This window comes from Peptoniphilus stercorisuis (assembly GCF_017874395.1).
Lineage (GTDB): Bacteria > Bacillota > Clostridia > Tissierellales > Peptoniphilaceae > Anaerosphaera > Anaerosphaera stercorisuis.
Genome location: NZ_JAGGLJ010000015.1, coordinates 21,164 through 43,432, shown reverse-complemented (window position 1 = coordinate 43,432; position 22,269 = coordinate 21,164). Strand labels below are relative to the sequence as shown.

At 26.6% G+C, this 22,269-nt stretch carries 23 protein-coding genes and 1 tRNA gene; 15 read left to right on the top strand and 9 right to left on the bottom strand.

Features of this window, described 5'->3' with window-relative positions; all coding sequences use genetic code 11:
• Window positions 1-111 precede the first annotated feature (111 nt).
• Genes J2Z71_RS07415 through J2Z71_RS07405 form a run of 3 tightly spaced genes read right to left on the bottom strand, consistent with a single transcriptional unit; the run spans window position 112 to window position 1,937 of the window.
• On the bottom strand, window positions 112-1,077 hold the full coding sequence (locus J2Z71_RS07415; RefSeq protein WP_210061684.1) for a hypothetical protein: 966 nt from the start codon (window positions 1,075-1,077) through the stop codon (window positions 112-114).
• A gap of 9 nt (window positions 1,078-1,086) precedes the next feature.
• Window positions 1,087-1,326, bottom strand: coding sequence for a GIY-YIG nuclease family protein (locus tag J2Z71_RS07410; RefSeq protein WP_210061682.1), 240 nt, complete (start codon window positions 1,324-1,326; stop codon window positions 1,087-1,089).
• Window positions 1,326-1,937: a regulatory protein RecX gene (locus J2Z71_RS07405; protein ID WP_210061680.1), complete on the bottom strand. Its 612-nt coding sequence runs from the start codon at window positions 1,935-1,937 to the stop codon at window positions 1,326-1,328. The genes J2Z71_RS07410 and J2Z71_RS07405 overlap by 1 nt, the downstream gene beginning before the upstream one ends.
• A 134-nt stretch (window positions 1,938-2,071) precedes the next feature.
• Between J2Z71_RS07405 and J2Z71_RS07400 the strand changes: the two genes are divergently transcribed.
• From J2Z71_RS07400 to gltS, 12 genes are all read left to right on the top strand, one after another.
• Entirely contained in the window at window positions 2,072-2,509 is a 438-nt protein-coding gene (locus J2Z71_RS07400) for an FHA domain-containing protein (protein ID WP_210061678.1), read from the top strand.
• Between the two features lies 1 nt (window position 2,510).
• Complete coding sequence (locus J2Z71_RS07395; RefSeq protein WP_210061676.1) at window positions 2,511-3,758, top strand: FtsW/RodA/SpoVE family cell cycle protein; 1,248 nt, start codon at window positions 2,511-2,513, stop codon at window positions 3,756-3,758.
• A gap of 8 nt (window positions 3,759-3,766) precedes the next feature.
• Window positions 3,767-5,188 carry a peptidoglycan D,D-transpeptidase FtsI family protein gene (locus tag J2Z71_RS07390; protein WP_210061674.1) on the top strand — a complete coding sequence of 474 codons (1,422 nt, stop codon included), beginning with the start codon at window positions 3,767-3,769 and terminating at the stop codon, window positions 5,186-5,188.
• Window positions 5,189-5,192: 4 nt separating this feature from the next.
• Window positions 5,193-5,897 carry a 2-C-methyl-D-erythritol 4-phosphate cytidylyltransferase gene (gene ispD / locus J2Z71_RS07385; protein ID WP_210061673.1) on the top strand — a complete coding sequence of 235 codons (705 nt, stop codon included), beginning with the start codon at window positions 5,193-5,195 and terminating at the stop codon, window positions 5,895-5,897.
• Between the two features lie 2 nt (window positions 5,898-5,899).
• A complete protein-coding gene (gene ispF, locus J2Z71_RS07380) occupies window positions 5,900-6,376 on the top strand; it encodes a 2-C-methyl-D-erythritol 2,4-cyclodiphosphate synthase (protein ID WP_245311207.1) in 477 nt (158 codons plus the stop codon).
• Between the two features lie 13 nt (window positions 6,377-6,389).
• Window positions 6,390-7,046 carry a fructose-6-phosphate aldolase gene (fsa, locus tag J2Z71_RS07375; RefSeq protein ID WP_210061671.1) on the top strand — a complete coding sequence of 219 codons (657 nt, stop codon included), beginning with the start codon at window positions 6,390-6,392 and terminating at the stop codon, window positions 7,044-7,046.
• A 3-nt stretch (window positions 7,047-7,049) separates the two neighbouring features.
• The gene (gene glpX, locus J2Z71_RS07370) at window positions 7,050-8,018 is read left to right on the top strand and encodes a class II fructose-bisphosphatase (RefSeq protein WP_210061670.1); all 969 of its coding nucleotides are present in this window, start codon (window positions 7,050-7,052) and stop codon (window positions 8,016-8,018) included.
• Window positions 8,019-8,072: 54 nt separating this feature from the next.
• Window positions 8,073-9,767, top strand: a complete 1,695-nt coding sequence (gene rho / locus J2Z71_RS07365) for a transcription termination factor Rho (protein WP_210061663.1) — start codon at window positions 8,073-8,075, stop codon at window positions 9,765-9,767.
• Between the two features lie 4 nt (window positions 9,768-9,771).
• Window positions 9,772-10,548, top strand: a complete 777-nt coding sequence (locus J2Z71_RS07360) for a TrmH family RNA methyltransferase (RefSeq protein ID WP_245311206.1) — start codon at window positions 9,772-9,774, stop codon at window positions 10,546-10,548.
• Window positions 10,541-11,236, top strand: a complete 696-nt coding sequence (locus J2Z71_RS07355; RefSeq protein ID WP_210061662.1) for a DUF6873 family GME fold protein — start codon at window positions 10,541-10,543, stop codon at window positions 11,234-11,236. Before J2Z71_RS07360 ends, J2Z71_RS07355 begins: the two co-directional genes overlap by 8 nt.
• 281 nt (window positions 11,237-11,517) lie before the next feature.
• The gene (gene thrS, locus J2Z71_RS07350; RefSeq protein ID WP_210061660.1) at window positions 11,518-13,428 is read left to right on the top strand and encodes a threonine--tRNA ligase; all 1,911 of its coding nucleotides are present in this window, start codon (window positions 11,518-11,520) and stop codon (window positions 13,426-13,428) included.
• Window positions 13,429-13,848: 420 nt separating this feature from the next.
• On the top strand, window positions 13,849-15,066 hold the full coding sequence (gene gltS, locus J2Z71_RS07345) for a sodium/glutamate symporter (RefSeq protein ID WP_210061653.1): 1,218 nt from the start codon (window positions 13,849-13,851) through the stop codon (window positions 15,064-15,066).
• A gap of 51 nt (window positions 15,067-15,117) precedes the next feature.
• On the opposite strand, the gene J2Z71_RS07340 is transcribed toward gltS, so the two are convergent.
• The 5 genes from J2Z71_RS07340 to J2Z71_RS07320 form a co-directional block, all read right to left on the bottom strand.
• Window positions 15,118-17,025 carry an FtsX-like permease family protein gene (locus J2Z71_RS07340; RefSeq protein ID WP_210061650.1) on the bottom strand — a complete coding sequence of 636 codons (1,908 nt, stop codon included), beginning with the start codon at window positions 17,023-17,025 and terminating at the stop codon, window positions 15,118-15,120.
• Window positions 17,012-17,776 carry an ABC transporter ATP-binding protein gene (locus tag J2Z71_RS07335; protein WP_210061649.1) on the bottom strand — a complete coding sequence of 255 codons (765 nt, stop codon included), beginning with the start codon at window positions 17,774-17,776 and terminating at the stop codon, window positions 17,012-17,014. Before J2Z71_RS07335 ends, J2Z71_RS07340 begins: the two co-directional genes overlap by 14 nt.
• A gap of 84 nt (window positions 17,777-17,860) precedes the next feature.
• Window positions 17,861-18,892, bottom strand: coding sequence for a sensor histidine kinase (locus tag J2Z71_RS07330; protein WP_210061648.1), 1,032 nt, complete (start codon window positions 18,890-18,892; stop codon window positions 17,861-17,863).
• Window positions 18,889-19,563, bottom strand: coding sequence for a response regulator transcription factor (locus J2Z71_RS07325; protein ID WP_210061647.1), 675 nt, complete (start codon window positions 19,561-19,563; stop codon window positions 18,889-18,891). The genes J2Z71_RS07330 and J2Z71_RS07325 overlap by 4 nt, the downstream gene beginning before the upstream one ends.
• A 7-nt stretch (window positions 19,564-19,570) precedes the next feature.
• Window positions 19,571-20,101: a GNAT family N-acetyltransferase gene (locus J2Z71_RS07320; protein WP_210061646.1), complete on the bottom strand. Its 531-nt coding sequence runs from the start codon at window positions 20,099-20,101 to the stop codon at window positions 19,571-19,573.
• A 119-nt stretch (window positions 20,102-20,220) separates the two neighbouring features.
• Between J2Z71_RS07320 and J2Z71_RS07315 the strand changes: the two genes are divergently transcribed.
• The 3 genes from J2Z71_RS07315 (at window position 20,221) to J2Z71_RS07305 (ending at window position 21,590) form a co-directional block, all read left to right on the top strand.
• On the top strand, window positions 20,221-20,640 hold the full coding sequence (locus tag J2Z71_RS07315; RefSeq protein WP_210061643.1) for a 2-thiouracil desulfurase family protein: 420 nt from the start codon (window positions 20,221-20,223) through the stop codon (window positions 20,638-20,640).
• Window positions 20,641-20,715: 75 nt separating this feature from the next.
• Window positions 20,716-20,789 (top strand) — tRNA-Cys (locus J2Z71_RS07310).
• Window positions 20,790-20,951: 162 nt separating this feature from the next.
• A complete protein-coding gene (locus J2Z71_RS07305; RefSeq protein ID WP_210061642.1) occupies window positions 20,952-21,590 on the top strand; it encodes an SDR family oxidoreductase in 639 nt (212 codons plus the stop codon).
• Window positions 21,591-21,645: 55 nt separating this feature from the next.
• Here the strand turns inward: J2Z71_RS07305 and J2Z71_RS07300 are convergent, their stop codons facing one another.
• The gene (locus J2Z71_RS07300; protein ID WP_210061637.1) at window positions 21,646-22,149 is read right to left on the bottom strand and encodes an L-2-amino-thiazoline-4-carboxylic acid hydrolase; all 504 of its coding nucleotides are present in this window, start codon (window positions 22,147-22,149) and stop codon (window positions 21,646-21,648) included.
• Window positions 22,150-22,269: the final 120 nt, after the last annotated feature.

Genomic DNA, 22,269 nt, shown 5'->3' with positions numbered 1-22,269 from the left:
TGTTTTCCCATAAAAAAATAACACCTCCAAAGTTTTCTAAATTAAGTATATTATACTTTTTATTTAGTGTGTACTCTAGAGGTATTATAATCATATAGCTCTTTTTTAATTTTAAAAAAATAAAATAATAAGTAAAAAACTAATTATTGCAAAGATTGTAAAAGTAACTTTTATGAAATAAGTTCTTTTATATTTTCTTTCATTTTTAGTATTAATTATATCTTCTTGTTTTTTTAGTATTTTAATATCCTCTTTTGAAAGGTTAGAATTATCATATCCATGGTTTAAAATTGTTGAAAATTCGTTTAAATCTGTATTTCGTTTTAGTGAGTCATAAATCAAATTTTCTTTATAGGATAGAGTATATGTAAGATTATCTTCAATTTCTTTATAATTCATATAATCAGGTAAGAATAATATAATTGGGATAGAAAGAGAGAAAATAGCAAGTATTAAACTTTTAAATTCTTTCTTTTTTAAATTTTTATTGTCTATAATTTTTTCTAATAATTCTTTTATTTTTTTGTAAATTTCAATAGTTTCATTAAAATATAATATGTATAATTTATCATCTTTTAATGGAGTTACTAGATTATCATCTAAAGTATTATTTAATATATGATTTTTTATTACATTTCTAAGATTTTCTGTAGAAATATCAAGTTTGTCTTTTAAATTAGAAAGTTGAATAGAATATCTTATATCTCTAAAAGTATCTTCTGAGTATAAAATACTTTGTAGTCTCTTTCTGTAATTATTTTTTATATAGAAATGATTTTGATGAAGTGTTGAACTTCTAAAGGACTTGCTAGTTATTTTTTCAAAAAGTCTTTGTATTTCAAGTACTAAAAAATCCATTTGAAAGTAATCATTCGTAATAGCAGATGTTAGCCTTTTATTTTCTGAAAAATATAAAATATCTTTATTTTCTTGAAGAAGTCCATAGATTTCTTCAGGAAAGTAAAAATTAGCATCATCTTGATCTATAAATTGTTTGTTAAATTCTTTTTGTAAATTATCAAAAACAGTTAAATCAGCTTTTATGGAATTTGTTTTTTCTTTAATATTTTTAAACATAATATACTCCTAAATAGTACAAAGTTTTAATTTTTTTTCACGACTTAGCTTTTTTATTGCAATTTCTCTTTTAAGAGCAGAGGATTTGTCTTCAAATTCTTCAAAATATAAAAGTTCTACAGGTGTTCTTCCTCTTGTGTATTTTGCACCTTTTTTTGCATTGTGAGTTTTGATTCTTTTCTCTAAATCATTAGTATATCCAGTATATAAAGTATCATCTGAACATTTTAATATATATACATAATGCATTAATATTCATCCTTTATTTCAGAAATAGCTTTTTTAATTAGATCGTAATTATAGCCCTTATAAATTAAATGTCTTACTAATTTTTCGTAGGATTTTTCGTCATTATTTAAAGATTTTATTTTTTTTCTTGCAGCATTTAATAAGTTTTCGTATTCAATATCTTCGGGAATATCAAGAAGTACTTCGTCAATTATATTATTATCAATTCCCTTTGATTTTAGACTTAATCTAATTTTATTTTTTCCATATTTATTTAGTTTTAGCTTATCTCTTGAAAAGAGACTTGCATATTCATAATCATCTAAAAATTTTTCTTCATTTAAGTAAAATATCGTATCATCAATTATGTCTTGCTCAATATTATTATTTTTCAAATGATCTCTAACTTGTTTTTCACTTTTCATATTAGACAGGTATTTAATAGATAATTTTTTTGCTTCATATCTTTTATTTTCTAAAATAATATTATTTATATCTTCTATATCAATTTCTTTGCCTTTATATAGATTATACCTTACTAAAGTATCTTCTAATACATTAAATTCAACATCGTCAGTGTATATAATATATATTTTTTCTCTTTTTATATATTTAATTTTATTAATAATCAATTTTATCACCATAATTATTTTAACATAAAATTATGAGTTTCTTAAACTATTCATAACATTTGATTGTGCTTAATTATTTAACTTAATGGCGATTTGTGATATTATACTAATGAATAATTTAGTGAGGTGCAGATGTGTTTGAAATAATTTCACAAGTTCTAAAGTATGTATTTATACTTATAATATACTTATTTATATTTAGTATTATAAGACTTATGTACTTAGATATTAAATCAATTAATAAAAAGGGATCATCTTTAGATACAGCTTATTTAAAGGTTGTAAATAGACTGGATTCTTTAAATTTTAAAATGCAAGAATATTATATACTTAAAGGAACTATCAGTATTGGTAGATCAAGTAAAAGTGACATTGTAATTAAGGATAAATTTGTAAGTAAAAATCAATTAAATATTATAGAAGAAAAGGGCTCTTTCTTTCTTGAGGATTTGGATTCTGCCAATGGTACTTATTTAAATGGTGAAAGAGTAGAGGACATAATAGAACTTAGAAATGGCGACAAAATAGGCGTAGGTCTAATACAATTTATCTTTGTTGATAATAGGGGGTAACATGATACAAGCACTATTAAAGACAAGACGTCCAAGAGATTTACTTTTAATCTTTGAAATACTTGCAATAACACTTTTGTTTTTTTATAACAATAACGGATTTGATAAATATATTGCAATGTTATTTATTGGGCTTATATCGATAATTTATATTTCTAATTTCATACTTGGAAAAGTATCTTCTGGAGACAATTATATATTTTTAATTGTTTCAATGCTTCTTACAATAGGAATTATAACTATTTATAGAATAAATCCAGATTTAGGACTTAAACAACTTGTATGGTCTTTAGTTGGAATATTGATGTTTTATATAACTTATTTTGCTGTAAGGGCATTTAGAAAATTAGAGAAAAAAACAATTTTATATTGTGTAGCATTATTATTTTTATTTTTAGCTACATTTATTTTTGGTAAAGAAATTGGAGGAGCAAAAAACTGGATAGTTTTATCAAGCTCTTTTTCTATTCAACCAGCAGAGTTTGGAAAAATCTTAGTTATGTTTTTAGTTGGATCTTTTTATACAGATTTTCAATATAATAAATTAGACAAAAACTTTTCTTATAAATCCTATGTTTTAATGGCTATTATGTATGTTTTTATAGGAATGCTATTTTTACAAAAGGATTTAGGAACAGCTGCAATATTTTTAGCTTTATATACAGGAATTCAATTTGTATATGATGAAAATAGAAAAAGTTTATTTATAAATATACTATTGATGATAATAGGAGCAGTAGTTGGATATCTTCTTTTTGCCCATGTTAGAGTAAGAGTTGATATATGGCTTCATCCTTGGAGAGAAGATAATATTTATGATAAAAGTAGACAAATAGTTCAGTCTCTTTTTGCAATTAGTGAAGGTGGATTTTTTGGTACAGGAATAGGTCGTGGTTATCCTAAGTTAATACCAGTAGGATATTCTGATTTAATATTTCCTGTAATATGTGAAGAGATGGGAATATTTGCAGGAATTGGAATAATTATGCTATATATGCTTTTAACTTATAGAGCTTTTAAAATAGCATTAGGACAAGAATATAAATTTTATAGAATACTTGCTTTATCTGTTGGTATTTTATTTACAGTGCAAGCTTTCTTAAATATTGGAGGAGTTATAAAAGTAATCCCTATGACGGGAATTACACTTCCCTTTGTTTCTTATGGTGGATCTTCAATGCTTTCAAGTTTTATGGCTCTTGGAGTTTTACAAGTTGCAAGTGAAGATATGTCATATAAGTATGAATGAGGTAGGGTATGAATTTTAAAGAAAATAGAAAAATTTTAGTTTTATTAGTTTTTCTCATATTACTTTTTATGTCTTTAATTTTTTATTTAAGTTATTTTACGATTTTTTTATCAGCTGATATTAAAGATCATCCTGCAAATCGAAGGGATTTTTTAGAAGAAGCTGCAATAAAAAGAGGAACTATTTTAGATAGAAATGGAGATGTACTTGCTTATTCTGATGGGGAGCAATACAAGTATGAAAGACATTATACTTATCCAATTATTTATTCTCATGTAGTTGGATATTCAAATAAAGTAACAGGAAAAGCAGGAATAGAATCAAAATACAATAAATATTTATTAGGTGAAGAAGGCAGTCAAACATTAAAATCACTAAAATCATTTTTTAATAAAAAACTTGATCCTAAAGCAGGAGATAATGTAGTTTTAACTACGCATACAGGGCTTCAACAAAGATCAAGAGATTTACTTGATAAAAGTGGTGAATCAGGTGCAATAGTAACTATGAATCCTAAAACAGGTGAAATTTTATCTCTTGTATCTTATCCAGATTTTAACTCTCAAACAGTTGATAAGGATCAAGCTGCAATTGTAGAACAAAATAAGGCTGCATTTTATAATAGAGCTACACAGTCTTTATTTCCACCAGGTTCAACTTTTAAAATAGTTACAGCTGCTGGAATTCTTGAAAATGATATAAATCAAAATTATAAAGATACAGGAGAGGAAGCATCAGGAGGACATCCTATTAGAAACTCAGGTCAAAAAGTCTATGGAGAAGTAGATTTAAATGAAGCTTTTACATTTTCAGTAAATACTTATTTTGCAAATAAGGCAATGGCTCTTGGAAAAGATAAGTTTGGGGAAATGTCAGAGAAATTTATGTTTAATAAAAAATTTGATTTTGATTTAAGTATGAATCCATCAAAATTTGAATATAAAAACTGGGACAAACAAGCAGTTGCATCTGCTGGAATTGGACAAGGAGATGTACTTGCAACTCCACTTCAAATGTGTATGGTAGCTTCAACTATTGCAAATGGTGGAAATATGATGAAACCATATATAGTAAGTAGTGTAGTTTCAAATGATGGAACTTCAGTACTTACACATGAACCAGAGGTATTATCAAATGTAATGAATGAACAAAATGCAAATTTAATTAAAGATATGATGGTTAATGTTGTAAATAAAGGTTCAGGAAAATCTGCAAGAATAAGAAGAGCACAAGTAGCAGGAAAAACTGGTACAGCTCAGAAGAGTTCTCAAAGTGCGGCAAATGATGCATGGTTTGTAGGTTTTGCTCCTGCAGATGATCCTCAAATTTGTGTTGCAGTAGTTATACAAAATGTAGAAGATTATGGTGGAAAAGTTGCAGCACCAATAGCTGCTAATATAATAGATTATGCACTAAGAAATATGGAGTGAGTAAATGTATAATTCAAATTATGTAACAGCAATTGTTGCAGCAGCTGGTATGGGAAAAAGAATGAAAAAAGCTATTAATAAGCAGTTTTTAACTATAAAAGACAAACCTATACTAGCACATACTTTAAATAAAATAGAAAAATGTGATTATATAGATTTTATAATTATATTAATTAAACAGTCTGATATAAATTATGTAGGGCAAATTTTAAATGAATATGGTTTAAAAAAACCCTTTAAAATTGTATATGGTGGAGAAGAAAGACAAGATTCTATAGCTCATGGTTTGAAAAACATGCCAGAGGAGACGAATATTGTAATAACTCATGATGGAGCAAGACCTTTTGTAAGTGTTGAGAAAATTAATGAGGTTATAGAAAAAGTATTTTTAACTGGAGCTGCAACTTTAGCAAATCCAGTTAAAGACACGATTAAAATCTCATCTAATGGAGATGTTGTAGATTACACTCCAAATAGATCGGTTTTATGGGCTGTTCAAACACCTCAGGCATTTTTAATAGATGTAATAAAAAAGGCCTACAAACAAGCTTTTGATGAGGGGTATTATGGTACAGATGATTGTTCTTTAGTTGAAAAAACAGGCTCTAAAGTAAAACTTATATTAAGTGATTATAATAATATAAAAATAACAACGCCTGAAGATTTAATAATAGCAGAGGCAATCAATGAATTACATGAAGAGGAGTAATTATGAGAATAGGAACAGGCTATGATGTTCATAAATTAGTAGAAGGAAGAAAACTTATGATTGGTGGCATTGAAATAGAACATGATAAGGGACTTTTAGGTCATTCAGATGCAGATGTTTTAATCCATGCAATTATGGACAGTATCCTAGGAGCACTTGCTCTTGGAGATATTGGAAAATTATTTCCTGATACTGATATGAAATATAAAAATATTGATTCAAAAATTCTACTTAAAGAAGTTTATGATATAATAAATGAAAAAGGTTATAAGATTGGAAATGTAGATGCCACAATTGCAGCTCAAAAACCAAAACTTGCGCCTTATATACTTGATATGAGACATACTATAGCAAGTATATTAAATACAGATATAGACAATATATCTATTAAAGCAACTACAACTGAAGAGCTAGGTTTTGTAGGAAGATGTGAAGGAATATCTGCTCAAAGCGTTGTTTTATTAGTTGAGAATAAATAGGAAGGTTGATTAGATGAAATTTTTTATTGATACTGCAAATGTAGATGAAATTAAGGAAATTAACTCTTGGGGAGTTCTTTCTGGTGTTACAACAAATCCATCATTAATTGCTAAGGAAGGCAAAGTTTTTGAAGATGTTGTTTTAGAAATTACTAAAATTGTTGATGGACCTATTTCAGCAGAAGTAACTGCTACTAAATGGGAAGAAATGGTAGAACAAGGAAGAGAACTTGCTAAGATTCATAAAAATATTATTATTAAAATACCAATGACAGAAGATGGACTAAAAGCTGTTAATGTTCTTTCAAAAGAGGGAATAAAAACAAATGTTACATTAATATTTTCTGCAAATCAAGCTCTTTTAGCAGCAACAGCAGGAGCTTCTTATGTAAGTCCTTTCATTGGAAGACTTGATGATATTGGACAAAATGGAATGGATTTAATTGAAGATTTAAGTGAAATCTTTGATATATATGGTATAGATACAGAAATTATAGCTGCAAGTGTAAGACATACTACTCATATTATAGAATGTGCAAAATCAGGAGCAGATATAGCAACTGTACCTTATAAAGTATTTAAACAAATGGTAAAACATCCACTTACAGATTCAGGTATTGAAACATTTTTAAGTGATTTTAAAAGTGTAAAAACAAAAGGAGATTTTTAAACTATGGATAGAAATTTAGCACTAAACCTTGCAAGAGTAACAGAAGCAGCAGCTTTATCTTCAGGAAAATTCTTAGGAAAAGGAGATAAAAATGCAGCAGATGCAGCAGCAGTAGATGCAATGAGAAGAATGTTTGATACTGTTGAAATTGATGGTGAGGTAGTAATTGGAGAAGGAGAAATCGATGAAGCTCCAATGCTATATATTGGAGAACATATCGGTAAAGAAGGAGAAGAATTTGACAAAGTTGATATTGCAGTAGATCCACTTGATGGAACTACATCTATTGCAAATGGAACTAATAATGCAATAGCAGTAGTTGCAATTGCTCCAAAGGGATGTCTTCTTAATGCTCCAGATGTATATATGGACAAAATTGCTTGTGGACCAAAAGCAAAGGGATGTATAAATCTTGATGACTCTCCAACTGAAAACATCAAAAGGGTAGCTAAAGCTCTAGATAAAAATATAGATGATATTACTGTTGCAATTCTTGATAGACCAAGACATGAAAAAATGATTCAAGAAATCATTTCAATTGGTGCAAGAATAAAAAGAATTTCTGATGGAGATATTGTAACAGCAATAGAAACTTGCTTTGAAGATTCAGGAGTAGATTTAGTAATGGGAATTGGCGGAGCTCCAGAAGGAGTTATTGCTGCTACTGCGCTTAAGTGTTTAGGTGGAGATTTCCAAGGAAGACTTAATCCAACAGATGAAGCCCAAATGCAAAGATGTAAAAATTTCCACAGTGATTTAGAAAAAATTTATCACATTGATGATCTTGTAAAGGGAGAAGATGCAATTTTCTCAGCAACAGGAGTTTCAAAGGGAGAAATTCTTGATGGAGTAAAATATATTGGAAATAATAAAGCTACAACACAAACTTTAGTTTTAAGACTTCCAAGTGCTACAGTTAGATTTATTGATAGTACACATAGACTTGATATGAAACCAGAATATGCAAAATAAAATATAGTTCAGATCTCCCTAGGGAGATCTGATTTAACTATTAAGGAGTAATTTATGAATAATAAGGATAATAATCCTAAAATTGAAAATAGCGATGTATTAATTTCTAAATCTATTAATGATTTGAAAAATATTGCTCTTTCTATGGGACTAAAAGATCACACATCTCTTAATAGAGGCGATTATTATAATTATATAGTAAATGGAGTAGTTCCAATTGTAAGTACATATACAGAAGAAGAACTCTTAAAATTTACTATGTCAGAATTAAGAGATATAGCAGATAGTTTAAATATAAAAAGTAATTATAAATATAAGAAAAATGAATTAATTGAAGAAATATTAAAAACTCAAGAAAACTTAGATGAAAATAGTAATGAACTCAATTTAAATAAAAAAAACATTTCTGAACTGCGTGAAATAGCAAACATATTAAATATTAAAAAATCCTATGACTATAAAAAAAGTGAATTAATAGAAAAAATATTAGAAAATAATACTGAAAATATTTCCTATGATGAAATGTTAAATGAAGTGGAGGAAGAAAAAATTAATCCTAGTGAAGATGTAAATATTAATGATTTATCAGATAATGCAACTGAAGTTTTAGAAAATATGGAAGATATAAACTATGTATCTGGAATTTTGGATTTGCATCAAGATGGATATGGATTTTTAAGAGTTGAAAATTATCTACCAGGAGAGGGAGATATTTATGTTTCTCCATCTCAAATAAGAAGATTTAGACTTAAAACAGGAGATAAAGTTCTTGGAGTAAATAGACCTTCAAATCCTGGAGAAAACTATAATGGACTTTTATATATTAAAAGTGTAAATGGAATGGCACCAGATAATGCAATAAGAAGACCATATTTTGACAATTTAACTCCAATTTATCCAAAACAAAAACTTATTTTAGAAAAAGATACTAATGATTTTGCAACTAGAATGATTGATTTAATTTCACCAATTGGAAAGGGACAAAGAGGACTAATTGTTTCTCAACCAAAAAGTGGAAAGACTACTCTTCTTAAAAAAATTGCAAAGTCAATTTCTGAAAACTATCCAGAAGTAGAGTTAATAGTTCTTTTAATAGATGAAAGACCAGAAGAAGTAACAGATATGAAAAGATCAGTTCACGGTGATGTAGTCTATTCTACTTTTGATGAACAACCAAAGAACCACACAAGAGTTGCAGAAATGGTAATAGAACGCGCCAAAAGACTTGTAGAGCAAAAAAAAGACGTAGTTATACTACTAGACTCTCTTACAAGATTAACAAGGGCATATAACCTTATAACGCCTTCATCTGGAAAGACTCTATCAGGAGGACTTGATCCTTTATCACTTCATAAACCAAAGAGATTTTTTGGAGCAGCTAGAAATATTGAAGAGGGAGGAAGTTTAACTATCCTTGCAACAGCTTTAATAGAAACAGGCTCAAGAATGGATGATGTTATTTTTGAGGAGTTTAAGGGAACTGGAAATATGGAAGTTCATTTAGATAGAAAATTATCTGAAAGAAGAATATTCCCTGCAATTGATATTTATAAGAGTGGAACAAGAAAAGAAGAAGATCTATTAAATACGGAAGAATTAGAATTTGCTTGGACTATTAGAAGAATAATGAGCTCAGAATCAACTCAAGATGTAACAGAATATCTTCTAGATAGTTTAACTAAATTTGATAAAAATAGTGATTTAGTTCATGCAATGTTAAAAGAACTTAAAAATAAAAATAATTGGTGATTATATGATTATTGAAAGTACTGATAATAAAAACTATAAATATTTAAAGGGCTTTTTAAATAAAAAACAAAGACAAAAGGAGCGTATTTTCTTAGTTGAGGGGATTAAAGTAATAGAAGAATCTCTTAAGGAGACAATGCCTTTATATACTGTAATTTCAACGAAAATTATGGAAAATGAAGACATTAAAAATATTATAGAAAAATTAGAAGAAAAAAATTCAAAAGTTCTATTTATTAGTGAAAAGATTTTTAATTCTCTATCTGATACAGAACATTCGCAAGGAATAATTTCTTATTATAGATTTTTACATAGTGAGAGTATAAATAGTCTTAAAAGCGGAAGATATTTATTTTTAGATGATTTAAAAGATCCTGGAAATCTTGGTGGAATTATAAGATCTGCTGAAGCTTTTAATATAAATGGAATTATTTTATCTAAAGAAACAGTAGATATCTATAATCCAAAAGTAATAAGATCTACTATGGCTTCTATTTTTAGACTACCAATTTATATTATTTCTGAAAAATCTGAAATTTTACAATTAAAAGATAAATTTAAAATTATTTCAACATCACTTGAAAAGTCCACATCAATATTTGAATATGATTTTCCAGAATCTTTAGTTTTGACAATAGGAAATGAAGCTCATGGAGTAAGTGAAGAAGTTTTTTCTTATTCAGATGATTTTATTAAAATACCAATGTCTTCTAAAATAAATTCTTTAAATGCAAATGTGGCAGCATCTATTTGTATGTATGAGATGAGTAAAAATGACTGAAATTCTAATTAATTATAATACTAATAGAGAAATAGAAAAATCTTTAGAAAATCTAAATTTTAAAATTTATAAAACTACACCAAATAAAAACTTACTAGAGCCTTTAGAGGCGCATCCTGATTTACTTCTTCACAATTTACCAAATGGAGATTTAGTAGTAGATAGAGATAATTATGAATATTATAAAAATTTATTTAATGATTATAATATTATAAAATCTAGTTCTAGTTTAGATTGTAAATATCCCAAGGACATTAGTTTAAATGCTGCTGTATTTAAGAATTTATTTATTCATAACTTAAAATACACAGATGAAAAATTACTTGATTATTATTCAAAAAATGGATATAAACTAATAAATGTAAGACAGGGTTATACAAAATGTAATATATCTATTGGAAAAAATGTTTTAATTACATCTGATCGGGATATATATGAAAAGGTAAGAAAGTTTGAAAAGATACTTTTAATAGATCATAAACAAATTATTCTTACAGGATTTAATTATGGTTTTATTGGTGGAGCAAGTGGTCTTATAGATGATACTTTGTATTTTACGGGAAGTTTAGAAAAACACAGCTCTTATAATAAGATAATTGAGTTTCTTGAAGAAAATAATGAAAAGTATGATTTTTTATCAAAGAGTGATATAATTGACTATGGAAGTATACTTTCTTTGAAAAAATAAAAAAGATTTGTAAAAGCACAATATATGTGCTATAGTATATATTAAATTTTTATATAGTAACGTTGATAGGAAGAGTAGAATAAAAACTATTTTAAAAGAGAAAAGAACCTTGGCTGAAAGTTCTTAAAATAAGATTATTTGAAAACTGACCTAGAGTTTTTTGGTAATACAAAACGTTAGTTGCGATAAAACTATTGAGTATTAATTAAGGTGGAACCACGGTCTATCGTCCTTTTAGGATGGTAGGCCTTTTTTTATTATAAAATATTAGGAGGCAAATTATGATAGTTAGATTACCAGATGGATCTGAAAGAAATTATGATAGTCCAAAGAGCGTAAAAGAAATTACAATGGATATTTCTGAAGGACTAGCAAGAGTTGCGCTTGGAGCAGTTGTAAATGGAGAAACTCTTGGAATGGTAGATGTTGTAGATGAAGATTGTGAATTTAAAGTTTTAAAATTTGATGATAAAGAAGGAAAGAAAATTTTCTGGCATACAACTTCTCATGTTATGGCATATGCTATTCAAAACTTATTTGAAGATGCAAAATTTGCAATAGGACCATCAATTGACAATGGATTCTACTATGACATAGATACAGATCATAGATTTGTACCTGAAGATTTAGAAAAAATTGAAGCGGAAATGAAAAGAATTGTTAAAGAAGGTCATGATGTAGTAAGAGTTGAAGTTTCAAGAGATGAAGCTATTGAATTCTTTAAAGAAAGAAATCAAGACTACAAAGTGGAACTTATTGAAGATCTTCCAGAAGATGAATTAATCACTCTATATAAAATAGGAGAATTTGCAGATCTTTGTAGAGGACCACATATTGAAAATATTAAAAAAATAAAAGCATTTAAACTTCTTTCAATAGCAGGAGCTTATTGGAGAGGTGATGAAAACAACAAAATGCTTCAAAGAATATATGGAATTTCCTTTGAAAAGAAAAAACAATTAGATGAATATTTAGATAGACTTGCAGAAGCAGAAAAAAGAGATCATAGAAAATTAGGTCGTGAACTTGATTTATTTAGTATTCACGAAGAAGGACCAGGATTTCCATTCTTCCATCCAAATGGAATGATTTTAAGAAATCAACTTCTATCATGGTGGAGAGATGTTCTTGAAAAAAATGGATATGGAGAAATTATGACTCCTATTATCTTAAATGAAGAGTTATGGCATAAGTCAGGTCACTGGGCTCATTATAAAGAAAATATGTACTTTACAAAAATAGATGGTGAAGACTATGCAGTAAAACCAATGAACTGTCCTGGATCTACAATAGTATATTCTTCAAATCCTCACTCATATAGAGATCTTCCAATAAGACTTTCTGAGTTCGGTCAAGTTCATAGACATGAATTATCAGGAGCTCTTCATGGACTATTTAGAGTTAGAACATTTACTCAAGATGATGCTCATATATATTGTCTTCCTTCTCAAATTAAAGAAGAAGTATATAGAATGATTGATCTTGCAGATTATCTATATAGTACTTTTGGATTTAAATATAGCTTAGAGCTTTCAACTAGACCTGATGATTTTATGGGAGATATTGAAACTTGGAATCTTGCAGAACAAAATCTAAAAGAAGTTTTAGAAGAAAGAGAACTACCATATGTTATTAATGAAGGAGATGGAGCTTTCTACGGACCAAAAATCGACTTCCATCTAGAAGATGCAATAGGTAGAACTTGGCAATGTGGTACAATCCAACTTGATTTCCAAATGCCTGAAAACTTTGATTTAACTTATGTTAATGAAAAAGGTGAAAAAGCAAGACCTGTTATGCTTCATAGAACTATGTTTGGTTCAATAGAAAGATTTATGGGAGTATTAATTGAGCATTTTGCAGGAAAATTCCCACTATGGCTTGCACCTGTTCAAGTTCAAATTATTCCAGTATCTGACAAGTTTAATGACTATGCAATAGAATTAAGAGACTTATTTGCTGAAAAGGGAATAAGAGTAAAACTTGATGATAGAGCAGAAAAAGTTGGATACAAAATAAGAGAAGCTCAACTTAAGAAAATCAACTATATGCTTGTAGTTGGAGAACAAGAAGTTTCATCTAAAAAACTTTCTGTAAGAAAGAGAAATGGAGAAGAAATTAAAGATATATCTCCAGAAGAGTTTATTGAATCACTATTAAGTGAAATAAAATCAAAAGAAATATCAGAATAAATATAAAAAATAATTAAAAATATTTAAGAGATCTAATGAAAATTAGGTCTCTTTTTTAATATGAACAAAATTAAGAAAAATACATAAATAAAATAGATTTCATATTATGGAATCAATATTTCATTTATTGAAATAAGAGAGGATAAAATAAGCAAACCTTAATATACTTAATACAAATATAATATATAGTATAAAACTATAATTACATATTAAACAAATATACATAAATTGTTCAAAAAAAATATCTAGTATTTGCAATATGGAAATCGCTTTCAGAATATTAGGAAAGGTTAAAAAGAATACTATAATTTAATCGTATGCATTGATACAATGATGTAGAAATTTTAAACATTTCTTATATAAAAGATAAAAAACCTGTGCTATAATTATCAGGCGTGTTAATAGAGGAGGTATAGAGATATGGAAATATCAATGGACGTTTCAAAGACGCTTTTAATTTGTGTAATATTAATGGCGTTAGGGGAATTTATGTTAAACAAGTTTCCAGTATTTAAAAAGTACTGCATACCATCAGCTGTAGTAGGTGGACTTATTTTTGCAATTTTAAATTTAATTTTAAGTGTAGCGGGAGTAGCTAAATTTACATTTGATAATTCAATGCAAAACTTTTTCATGTATGTATTTTTCACATGTGCTGGATTTCAAGCAAACTTTGCATTACTTAAACAAGGTGGAAAGAAAATTATTATTTTCTTAATACTAGCAGCCTTAATGGCATTTTTACAAAATGCTGTAGCAATAGGACTTTCATTCCCACTTGGAATAAACCCTATGATCGGTTTAATGACAGGTTCAATTCCTATGACAGGTGGTCATGGAAATGCAGCAAGTTTTGGACCTCAAGCAGTAGAACTTGGATATCCAAGTGCAGCTAATGTTGCAATTGCAGCAGCAACTTTTGGACTTGTAGCAGGATGTCTAATGGGTGGACCAATTGCAGATAGTCTAATTAAGAAGAAAAATCTTTGGAACCCAAGTATGAAAAATAGTGAAGTATTAGATACTAATACTGTAGAAGAAGTAAGACCATTAAGTTATAATGTATTTATTTATGCAACAATTCTTGTATTTATAGCACTTGGAATAGGAGCTTACTTTAAAGATTTCTTTGATATTATTATTCCAAGCATTAAATTACCAGTTCATGTTATGGGAATGATAGGTGGTTGTATTCTTACAAACCTTGTACCTAAGATTTCAAAGAAAGAAGAAGCTATTCCTCAACCAGAAATAGATGTAATGGGTGATGTTTCACTTTCACTATTTGTAACTATGGCAATTATGTCAATGAATTTATTAGATCTTGCATCTCTTGCATTACCACTTGTAGTATTATTAATAGGACAAGTAGTATTAATGTTTATATTTGCAAAATATATTACATTTAATTTAATGGGAAGAGATTATGATGCAGCAGTTATTGCAGCAGGACATGTTGGATTTGGTATGGGAGCAGTTCCAGTATCAATGGCAAATATGAAAGCTGTTTGTAATAAATATTCATATTCAAAACTTGCATTCTTTATTGTTCCTATAATAGGTGGATTATTTAGTAACTTTACAAATGCAATTATTATTACAGGATTTATGGGATTTGCTAGTAAATTCCCTATGTAATAGACATAAAAATAGACATATAAAAAACCTAAGACTTAAGTCTTAGGTTTTTTAATTTAGAACAGTTTCAATATATTTTTTAATAGTAAATCTATAAAATACATATAAAACAAGTCCCAATATAACAATGCTTCCAACCATAGGAATATATAGCGGAAATGTCATAAGCATACTCAATACATATATGGCAAAAGAGCTATGGATAATTCCTAAAATATAGGGCGAAATATAATATATTTTTACTTGATCTTTTATAGATTTTTCTATTTCTTCTTTTGTAGTACCAATATTTTTAATAATTGTAAATCTATTTTTTTCTTTTAGTGCTTCGCCAACTATTTTAAAGTATAAAATACTTCCTGTTGCAAACATAAATACAAAAGCCATGAAAGATCCTAAAAAGAATACTACTCCAGCCACATTATAACTAGACAAATCAGTCATTACAGAAGTATATAAATCCTTAGGTTCTTTTAGTATAGACATAAGTTTTGTAGTAAGAATTATTTCTACATTACTATTAGTATCTATATTTATGTTTATTTCTTTCATTTTCTCTTTAGAGTTTTTTGCTTCTAATAAAATCCCATTAAATTGATTTTCTTTTTCAATATTTTTAAAATTATTATATTCATCATCATCTATAACAATAGTTGCTTTTGATATAAGTTTACCAAAAGTTGGAACACGAACAATATTTAAAATATCATAGTTTTTATCAGAAAGACTAATACTTTTATGATTTAAAAGAGAGCCCATAGTTCCAGGAGCTTCTATATATAATAAAGATTTATTATCTATATTATATTTATTTAAAATTTTATCTTTATTTTTATAATCTAAATCATTTAAAATTTTGCTAAAAGTAGATCTGTTTATTACAGCATAAGAATTAGATTCTATATATTTATAATTTGTATTTAATTTTGGAATTACATTTTCACTATGAAGTAGATTATTTACTTTTTCTATTTCTTTTTCATCCTTTGATATATAAGAGATAGTAAAAGGGGAGTCTATTTCATAGTTTTTTTCTACATAGTATTTTACCGATGCAACTGTAGCAAGTGATGTAATAGTTGCAGTGACAAGTACGCAAACTGCAGCAAGAGTTTTATAATTATCTTGTATTCTAAAAAATATATTAGAATAACTTACTATATTTGTGCCCTTATATAGAAAATGTTTATTTTTTATTAATCTACTTATAAATATAGTAAAAAATGATCTAAAAAATAATGTAGTTCCAATTATTACAAGAATTACAGCTGAATATAAACTAGTTCCAAAACCTATCTTTTTATAAGAAACCGCAATAATATATGCAATTATTAAAATTATTATAGAAATAAGTCCTGAAAAATATTTTACTTTTGGTGCTTTTTCATCAGTCTTACCAGAGTGGATTAAATCTATTAAATTCATTCTAATGATTTTAATATAGCCTATAATAAAAGATACTAGAAAAATTACAATAAAAGTTGCAGAAGTAATTAATATAGCCTTTAAAGAAATATTAAATTTAAATACTATATTTAATATAGCAACTTTAGCAAGTATCATCATAAATAATTTACTAAAAAGTATTCCTACAAATAGCCCAACTAATATGGAAATAGCTCCAAGAAAAAGTCCTTCAGAAGCGAAGATAAAAGCAAGTTTATTATTGTCTATTCCCATAAGAGAATATAAACCTATTTCCTTTTTTCTTTCATTTAAAAAGAAGTTTGATGAGTACATTATGAAAAATATTAAAAATATTATCATAAAAAATATTGTAATTCCATTTGTTGCATTTATATACATTGATATTTCTTTAGATGCATTTACTTGTGGATTTAAAGATAGATTCCAAAAATTATAATAACTAGATACAGCAAAAACCATTGCTATAATATATAGAAGATAAGTTCTAATATTATTTTTAAAATTCATCTTAGCAATTTTAAAGGAGTTCATTATTTCCTCCTCCTATATTTGCAAGTAAATCAATTATTCTATTGAAAAATTCTTTTCTATTATTGTCTTTATCAAGTCTTGCATGGATTTTACCATCTTTTAAAAATAGAATTTTTTCGCAATAACTTGCAGCAAAGGCATCATGAGTTACCATAATAATAGTTGTATTAAGTTCTCTATTCATTTTAATTAAATATTCTAAAAGTTCTTGAGAAGATTTAGAATCTAAGGCTCCAGTAGGTTCGTCTGCAAAGACAATAGTTGGATTTGTAATCATAGCTCTTGCAGCTGCGACTCTTTGCTTTTGACCTCCTGAAAGTTCATAGGGATATTTTTTAAGCTGAGTTTCTATTCCAAGAAATATACTTAATTCCTTAGTCTTATTGATTATTGTTTTCGTATCTACATTAGATAGAGACAGTGGAAGAGCAATATTGTCTTCAATGGTCATTGAATCAATTAGATTAAAATCTTGAAATATAAATCCTACATTATCACGTCTAAATAAAGATAAATCTTTATTTTTCATATTCACAATATTTTTGTCATTATATAATACTTCTCCAGAACTAGGCTTATCAATAGTTGATAATATATTTAAAAGAGTTGTCTTGCCAGCTCCAGAAGGTCCCATAATTCCTAAAAAATCTCCACGTTTTACTTCTAAATTTAAATTGTCAATAGCGATAAATGAATTACCTCTACTACCATATTCTTTTCTTATATTTTTTGTTTCTAAAACTATATCCATAATTTCCTCCTTAATTTCTATAAATAGCTTATCTAAAAAAAACTATCTATAAAATCCATATATATTACGTTTAAGACTTTAATCTTACATTTTTGTAACATTGAAATAAGGATTCATTTTATTAAAGGAAATAGTAAATTCTGTATATAGATTTTCCTTAGATTTTGCATTAATAGTAAAATTTAATTTTTCACTTACTTTTTTAGATAAATAAAGTCCCATACCTGTTGATTTTTGAAAATGAACTCCACTTTTGCCAGTAAATCCATTATCATAAATTCTATTAATATCAGACTTTGAAATACCAATCCCATCATCTTTTATGATTAAATATATTTTATTACTATCTTCTTCAAAAGTGATATTAATATTTCCAAAATCCTTTGTATATTTAGCGCTATTATTTAGTATTTGATTTATTACAAAATAGGCCCATTTTTTGTCAGTATAAATTGTAGAATTTGTTTTATCTATATCTAAATTAATATTTTTAGAAATTAAAATATTTTTATTTTCTTTTATTACAGAGCTAACAAGATTATTTAAATCAACTTCAGTAATATATAAATCCTTTGAAAAATCAGTAATCCTACTGGTGTATAGAACTTGATTAATTAAAAAATTCATTCTTTCAATTTCAATTCTCAAATTTTTTGAAATATTGTATTCTTCAAGATCATCAATTTGATCAGTTATTAATTCAAGAACAGATATTGGAAGTTTTATTTCATGGATCCACAAAGTAATAAAATCATTTAAATCATTTAAATCCCTTCTTATGATTTCTATATCCTGAACTCTTTCATAATTTTTAATATTAATAATATCATTAATTATTTTTGTAGCTATTTTATTTTCATTAATATTAATATTATTTAAATCAGACTCATTTAAAGTAGCTTTATAAATTTTTGAAAAATCTTTTTTCCAAGTAAAATACTCATATAAAATAAATAAGATAGTAATAGTAAGAAGTAAAATATTTAGATATAATAAATCTTCATTTTCTATAAAAATATCATTAGTTAAATAAATAATTAAATTAATTACTATAAATATTGAAATAATATAAATGAATTTTACTAAATTTTCTTTAATGTATTTAAAAAAAGTCATTTTATCATATATCCTTGAGATTTTTTAGTAATGATAAAATCAATAAGGCCAATATCTTCTAAGCTTTTTCTAAGTCTATTAATATTAACAGTTAAAGTATTTTCGCTAATATAATATTCGCTATCCCATAGAAATCTCATTAGATTGTCACGAGAAACAATATGACCATTATTTTTCATTAAAATCTGCAGTATCTTAAACTCATTTTTCGTAAGTTCTTTAGAGTTATTTCCATAGGTAATAGTACTATCAGATATATTAAGTATTGCAGAATTCACTTCAATAATATCTGATAATTCATCAGAATAACTATAAGCTCTTCTTAAAATAGCTTGGATTTTAGCAAGAAGGATCTCTGTAGAGAAGGGCTTTTTAATAAAATCATCTGCTCCCATATTAACAGCCATAATAATATCCATATTAGAATCACGAGAAGATAAAAATATTATTGGAACCTTAGATATATCTCTGATTTTTTTGCACCAATAAAATCCATCAAAGTATGGTAATGTAATATCTAAAAGAACAAGATCTGGTTTATATTCAATAAATTCTTCTAAAATATTTTGAAAGTTTTCAATAGTTTTAATTTCATAATCCCATTTTTTAATATTAATGGAAATATTTTTAGAAAGACTTAAATCATCTTCTATTAAAAGTATTTTATACATAAGCACCTCATTTAATATTTAATTCTAAATGAATATCCTCTGGTTCAAGATCAAATAAATTAGAGTCTAATTCCTTTGTAACAATTGCTCCTAGATTTAAATAAAAATCTATAGTATTTTTAAAGGGAGTTGCAGAAATATAAAGAGCATTTATATTATCTTTTTTTGTTTCTTCTTTAAAAATTTCAATAATTTTATTTCCAATACCAAGAGATCTATAATCATGGTGGATATATAATAAATCTAATTTATACATATTTTTATTTTTACCACATAAATTCTTATCTAAAGCTCCAATTCCAACAATTTTCTCATTGTCAAAGACACCTATAATTAAACCCTTAGAATTATATATATCATTCATTCTATTAATATATTCATTTACTTCTTCATCAATCCAAGAAGTAATATTGTAATAATCTTTTACTAAAATAATTTTATTATTTTTTAAAATATATTTTTCATTTACAATTTCACTTCTATCTATATCTTTTAAAAGTTTAAACTCATTAATATTATTTAATTGTCTATAAATCATAATTACACCTCATAGTGATTATATTATATAAATATTAAAAAAATCTAAAGTATATCTAAAATTTGTATTTATTATTTTAATAAGATATATTAATATAGTAATATTAAGAGGTGAAAAAAATGATACTTGTAAGTGCTTGTTTAATTGGCGAAAATTGTAAGTATAATGGTGGAAATAATCTAAATGAAAAATTAATTGAGTTTCTTAAAAATAAAGAGTATATATCAGTATGTCCAGAAGCTATATCAGGTCTTGGCACTCCAAGAGATGCAGTTGAAATAGTAAAAGGAGAAGTTCTTACAAAAGAAGGTATATCCTGCACTAAAGAATTTGAAATTGGAATAAATAAAGTTTTAAAAGAAATAGAAGATTATAAAATATACTATGCAGTGCTTCAATCAAGAAGTCCATCTTGTGGAGTAAATAAAATATATGATGGGAGTTTTTCAGGAGTACTTATAAAAGGGAAAGGAAAATTTGCTCAAGCTCTAGAGAATAAAAATATAAAAACAATAGATATTGAAGATATGACACTCTAAATAATTAAACTTTTTTTAGAAAAAGGCTTGAAAAAAAATTCTAACCATGCTATTATATATTAGTACTTGAGACATGGCGACATAGCCAAGTGGTAAGGCACGGGTCTGCAACACCCTTATCATCAGTTCAAATCTGATTGTCGCCTCCAGATACATATAAACCTAGAACATTTTGTTCTAGGTTTTTTTTATATTTAAAATTAAACATATTTAATACAAATAAAATTAAAATGTATAAATATTATAATAAAACCTTCATATTACTAAAAAATAGATAGGGTATAAAACTAACTATAAGGAAGGTTGATAAAATGAAAACAGTATTAATTTTAGGAGCAAATGGTAAAATTGCAACTAATGCAATTAAACAACTATTAAATGAAACTGATTATAATCTAAAGTTATTATTAAGAGATCCAAAAAAATTACCTGATTATGATAGTAATAGGATTGAAATTATTAAAGGAGATGTAATAGACAAAGAACTATTGCAAAGTACAATGAAAGATGTTGATTTGGTATATGCAAATTTAGCAGGGGATAATCTAAATAAACTAACTGAAAATATTATAGAAACTATGAATGAAGTAAATATTAAAAGACTTGTTTTTATAGCTTCAATTGGAGTATTAGATGAAGTACCTGGAAAATTTGGAAAATGGAATAATGAGATTTTAAAAGATTATTTACCACCTTATAAGAAATCAGTAAAATTAATTGAAAATTCTAAACTTGATTATACAATTATTAGACCAGCTTGGCTTACAGATAAAGATGAAGTTGAATATGAAATAACTGCAAGAGATGAGGTATTTAAGGGAACAGAAGTATCTAGAAAGAGTATAGCTGATTTAGTAGTTAGAATTATAAAAAATCCAAAATTATATGTAAAAGAAAATATAGGAGTAAATAAACCAAATACAGATGGTGATAAACCATCTTGGTATTAATATAAATAAAAAGGTCTGTGCATATGCACAGACCTTTTTATGGATCATTTTATATTTATTTTTTAATTCTATCAAAAGCTATTTCACAACAATCGTGACCTTCAGCAATAGTTTTTCCTAATGTAAACTTAACATTATCAAGTCCTCTTGCAATTCCACGATCTCCATCCATAGCTATATCGCAAAGACATTTTATTTCTTCATCTGAACATCCTTCCATTTGCCATCCTGTAACTAATGGGCAGTGGTGGAAGTTAAAGTGGTAGTGATCTTCATTATCTTCGATAATATCAGCTTCAAATACTTTTTTAGACCATTTAGCACAAACAAAGTTGTGTAAATCTGATAAACCAGGGCCTTCCATTTGATTTTGATAGTTTTTACCTGTAGATTCTCCATAATTACCAATAGCATTACGAGCTGCTGTTTCCCAATCTATTCCTTGGGCTTTCATTTCATCGATAAAAAGTTTCATCCATCTAGCACGTTGTGCAAATGCATTTCTAAGTGCTATTATCTCTTCGTCATCTATTGTAGTTTCATTTTTAATAATACTCATATCAATAACTCCTTTTAAATTTAATTAAAATAAAAACAATTTGCTGAAATTGAATTCAATAACCTTTAATTTATAAAGGAAATCAATAAAGTAAGTTAGCCATAATACTGAACTTATTGA

Excerpts from the sequence above, each read along its gene's own strand:
- J2Z71_RS07415 (WP_210061684.1), bottom strand. The coding sequence starts at position 1,077 with ATGTTTAAAAATATTAAAGAAAAAACAAATTCCATAAAAGCTGATTTA.
- J2Z71_RS07410 (WP_210061682.1), bottom strand. The coding sequence starts at position 1,326 with ATGCATTATGTATATATATTAAAATGTTCAGATGATACTTTATATACT.
- J2Z71_RS07395 (WP_210061676.1), top strand. The coding sequence starts at position 2,511 with ATGATACAAGCACTATTAAAGACAAGACGTCCAAGAGATTTACTTTTA.
- J2Z71_RS07390 (WP_210061674.1), top strand. The coding sequence starts at position 3,767 with ATGAATTTTAAAGAAAATAGAAAAATTTTAGTTTTATTAGTTTTTCTC.
- ispD (WP_210061673.1), top strand. The coding sequence starts at position 5,193 with ATGTATAATTCAAATTATGTAACAGCAATTGTTGCAGCAGCTGGTATG.
- ispF (WP_245311207.1), top strand. The coding sequence starts at position 5,900 with ATGAGAATAGGAACAGGCTATGATGTTCATAAATTAGTAGAAGGAAGA.
- fsa (WP_210061671.1), top strand. The coding sequence starts at position 6,390 with ATGAAATTTTTTATTGATACTGCAAATGTAGATGAAATTAAGGAAATT.
- glpX (WP_210061670.1), top strand. The coding sequence starts at position 7,050 with ATGGATAGAAATTTAGCACTAAACCTTGCAAGAGTAACAGAAGCAGCA.
- rho (WP_210061663.1), top strand. The coding sequence starts at position 8,073 with ATGAATAATAAGGATAATAATCCTAAAATTGAAAATAGCGATGTATTA.
- J2Z71_RS07360 (WP_245311206.1), top strand. The coding sequence starts at position 9,772 with ATGATTATTGAAAGTACTGATAATAAAAACTATAAATATTTAAAGGGC.
- J2Z71_RS07355 (WP_210061662.1), top strand. The coding sequence starts at position 10,541 with ATGACTGAAATTCTAATTAATTATAATACTAATAGAGAAATAGAAAAA.
- thrS (WP_210061660.1), top strand. The coding sequence starts at position 11,518 with ATGATAGTTAGATTACCAGATGGATCTGAAAGAAATTATGATAGTCCA.
- gltS (WP_210061653.1), top strand. The coding sequence starts at position 13,849 with ATGGAAATATCAATGGACGTTTCAAAGACGCTTTTAATTTGTGTAATA.
- J2Z71_RS07340 (WP_210061650.1), bottom strand. The coding sequence starts at position 17,025 with ATGAACTCCTTTAAAATTGCTAAGATGAATTTTAAAAATAATATTAGA.
- J2Z71_RS07335 (WP_210061649.1), bottom strand. The coding sequence starts at position 17,776 with ATGGATATAGTTTTAGAAACAAAAAATATAAGAAAAGAATATGGTAGT.
- J2Z71_RS07330 (WP_210061648.1), bottom strand. The coding sequence starts at position 18,892 with ATGACTTTTTTTAAATACATTAAAGAAAATTTAGTAAAATTCATTTAT.
- J2Z71_RS07325 (WP_210061647.1), bottom strand. The coding sequence starts at position 19,563 with ATGTATAAAATACTTTTAATAGAAGATGATTTAAGTCTTTCTAAAAAT.
- J2Z71_RS07320 (WP_210061646.1), bottom strand. The coding sequence starts at position 20,101 with ATGATTTATAGACAATTAAATAATATTAATGAGTTTAAACTTTTAAAA.
- J2Z71_RS07315 (WP_210061643.1), top strand. The coding sequence starts at position 20,221 with ATGATACTTGTAAGTGCTTGTTTAATTGGCGAAAATTGTAAGTATAAT.
- J2Z71_RS07305 (WP_210061642.1), top strand. The coding sequence starts at position 20,952 with ATGAAAACAGTATTAATTTTAGGAGCAAATGGTAAAATTGCAACTAAT.
- J2Z71_RS07300 (WP_210061637.1), bottom strand. The coding sequence starts at position 22,149 with ATGAGTATTATTAAAAATGAAACTACAATAGATGACGAAGAGATAATA.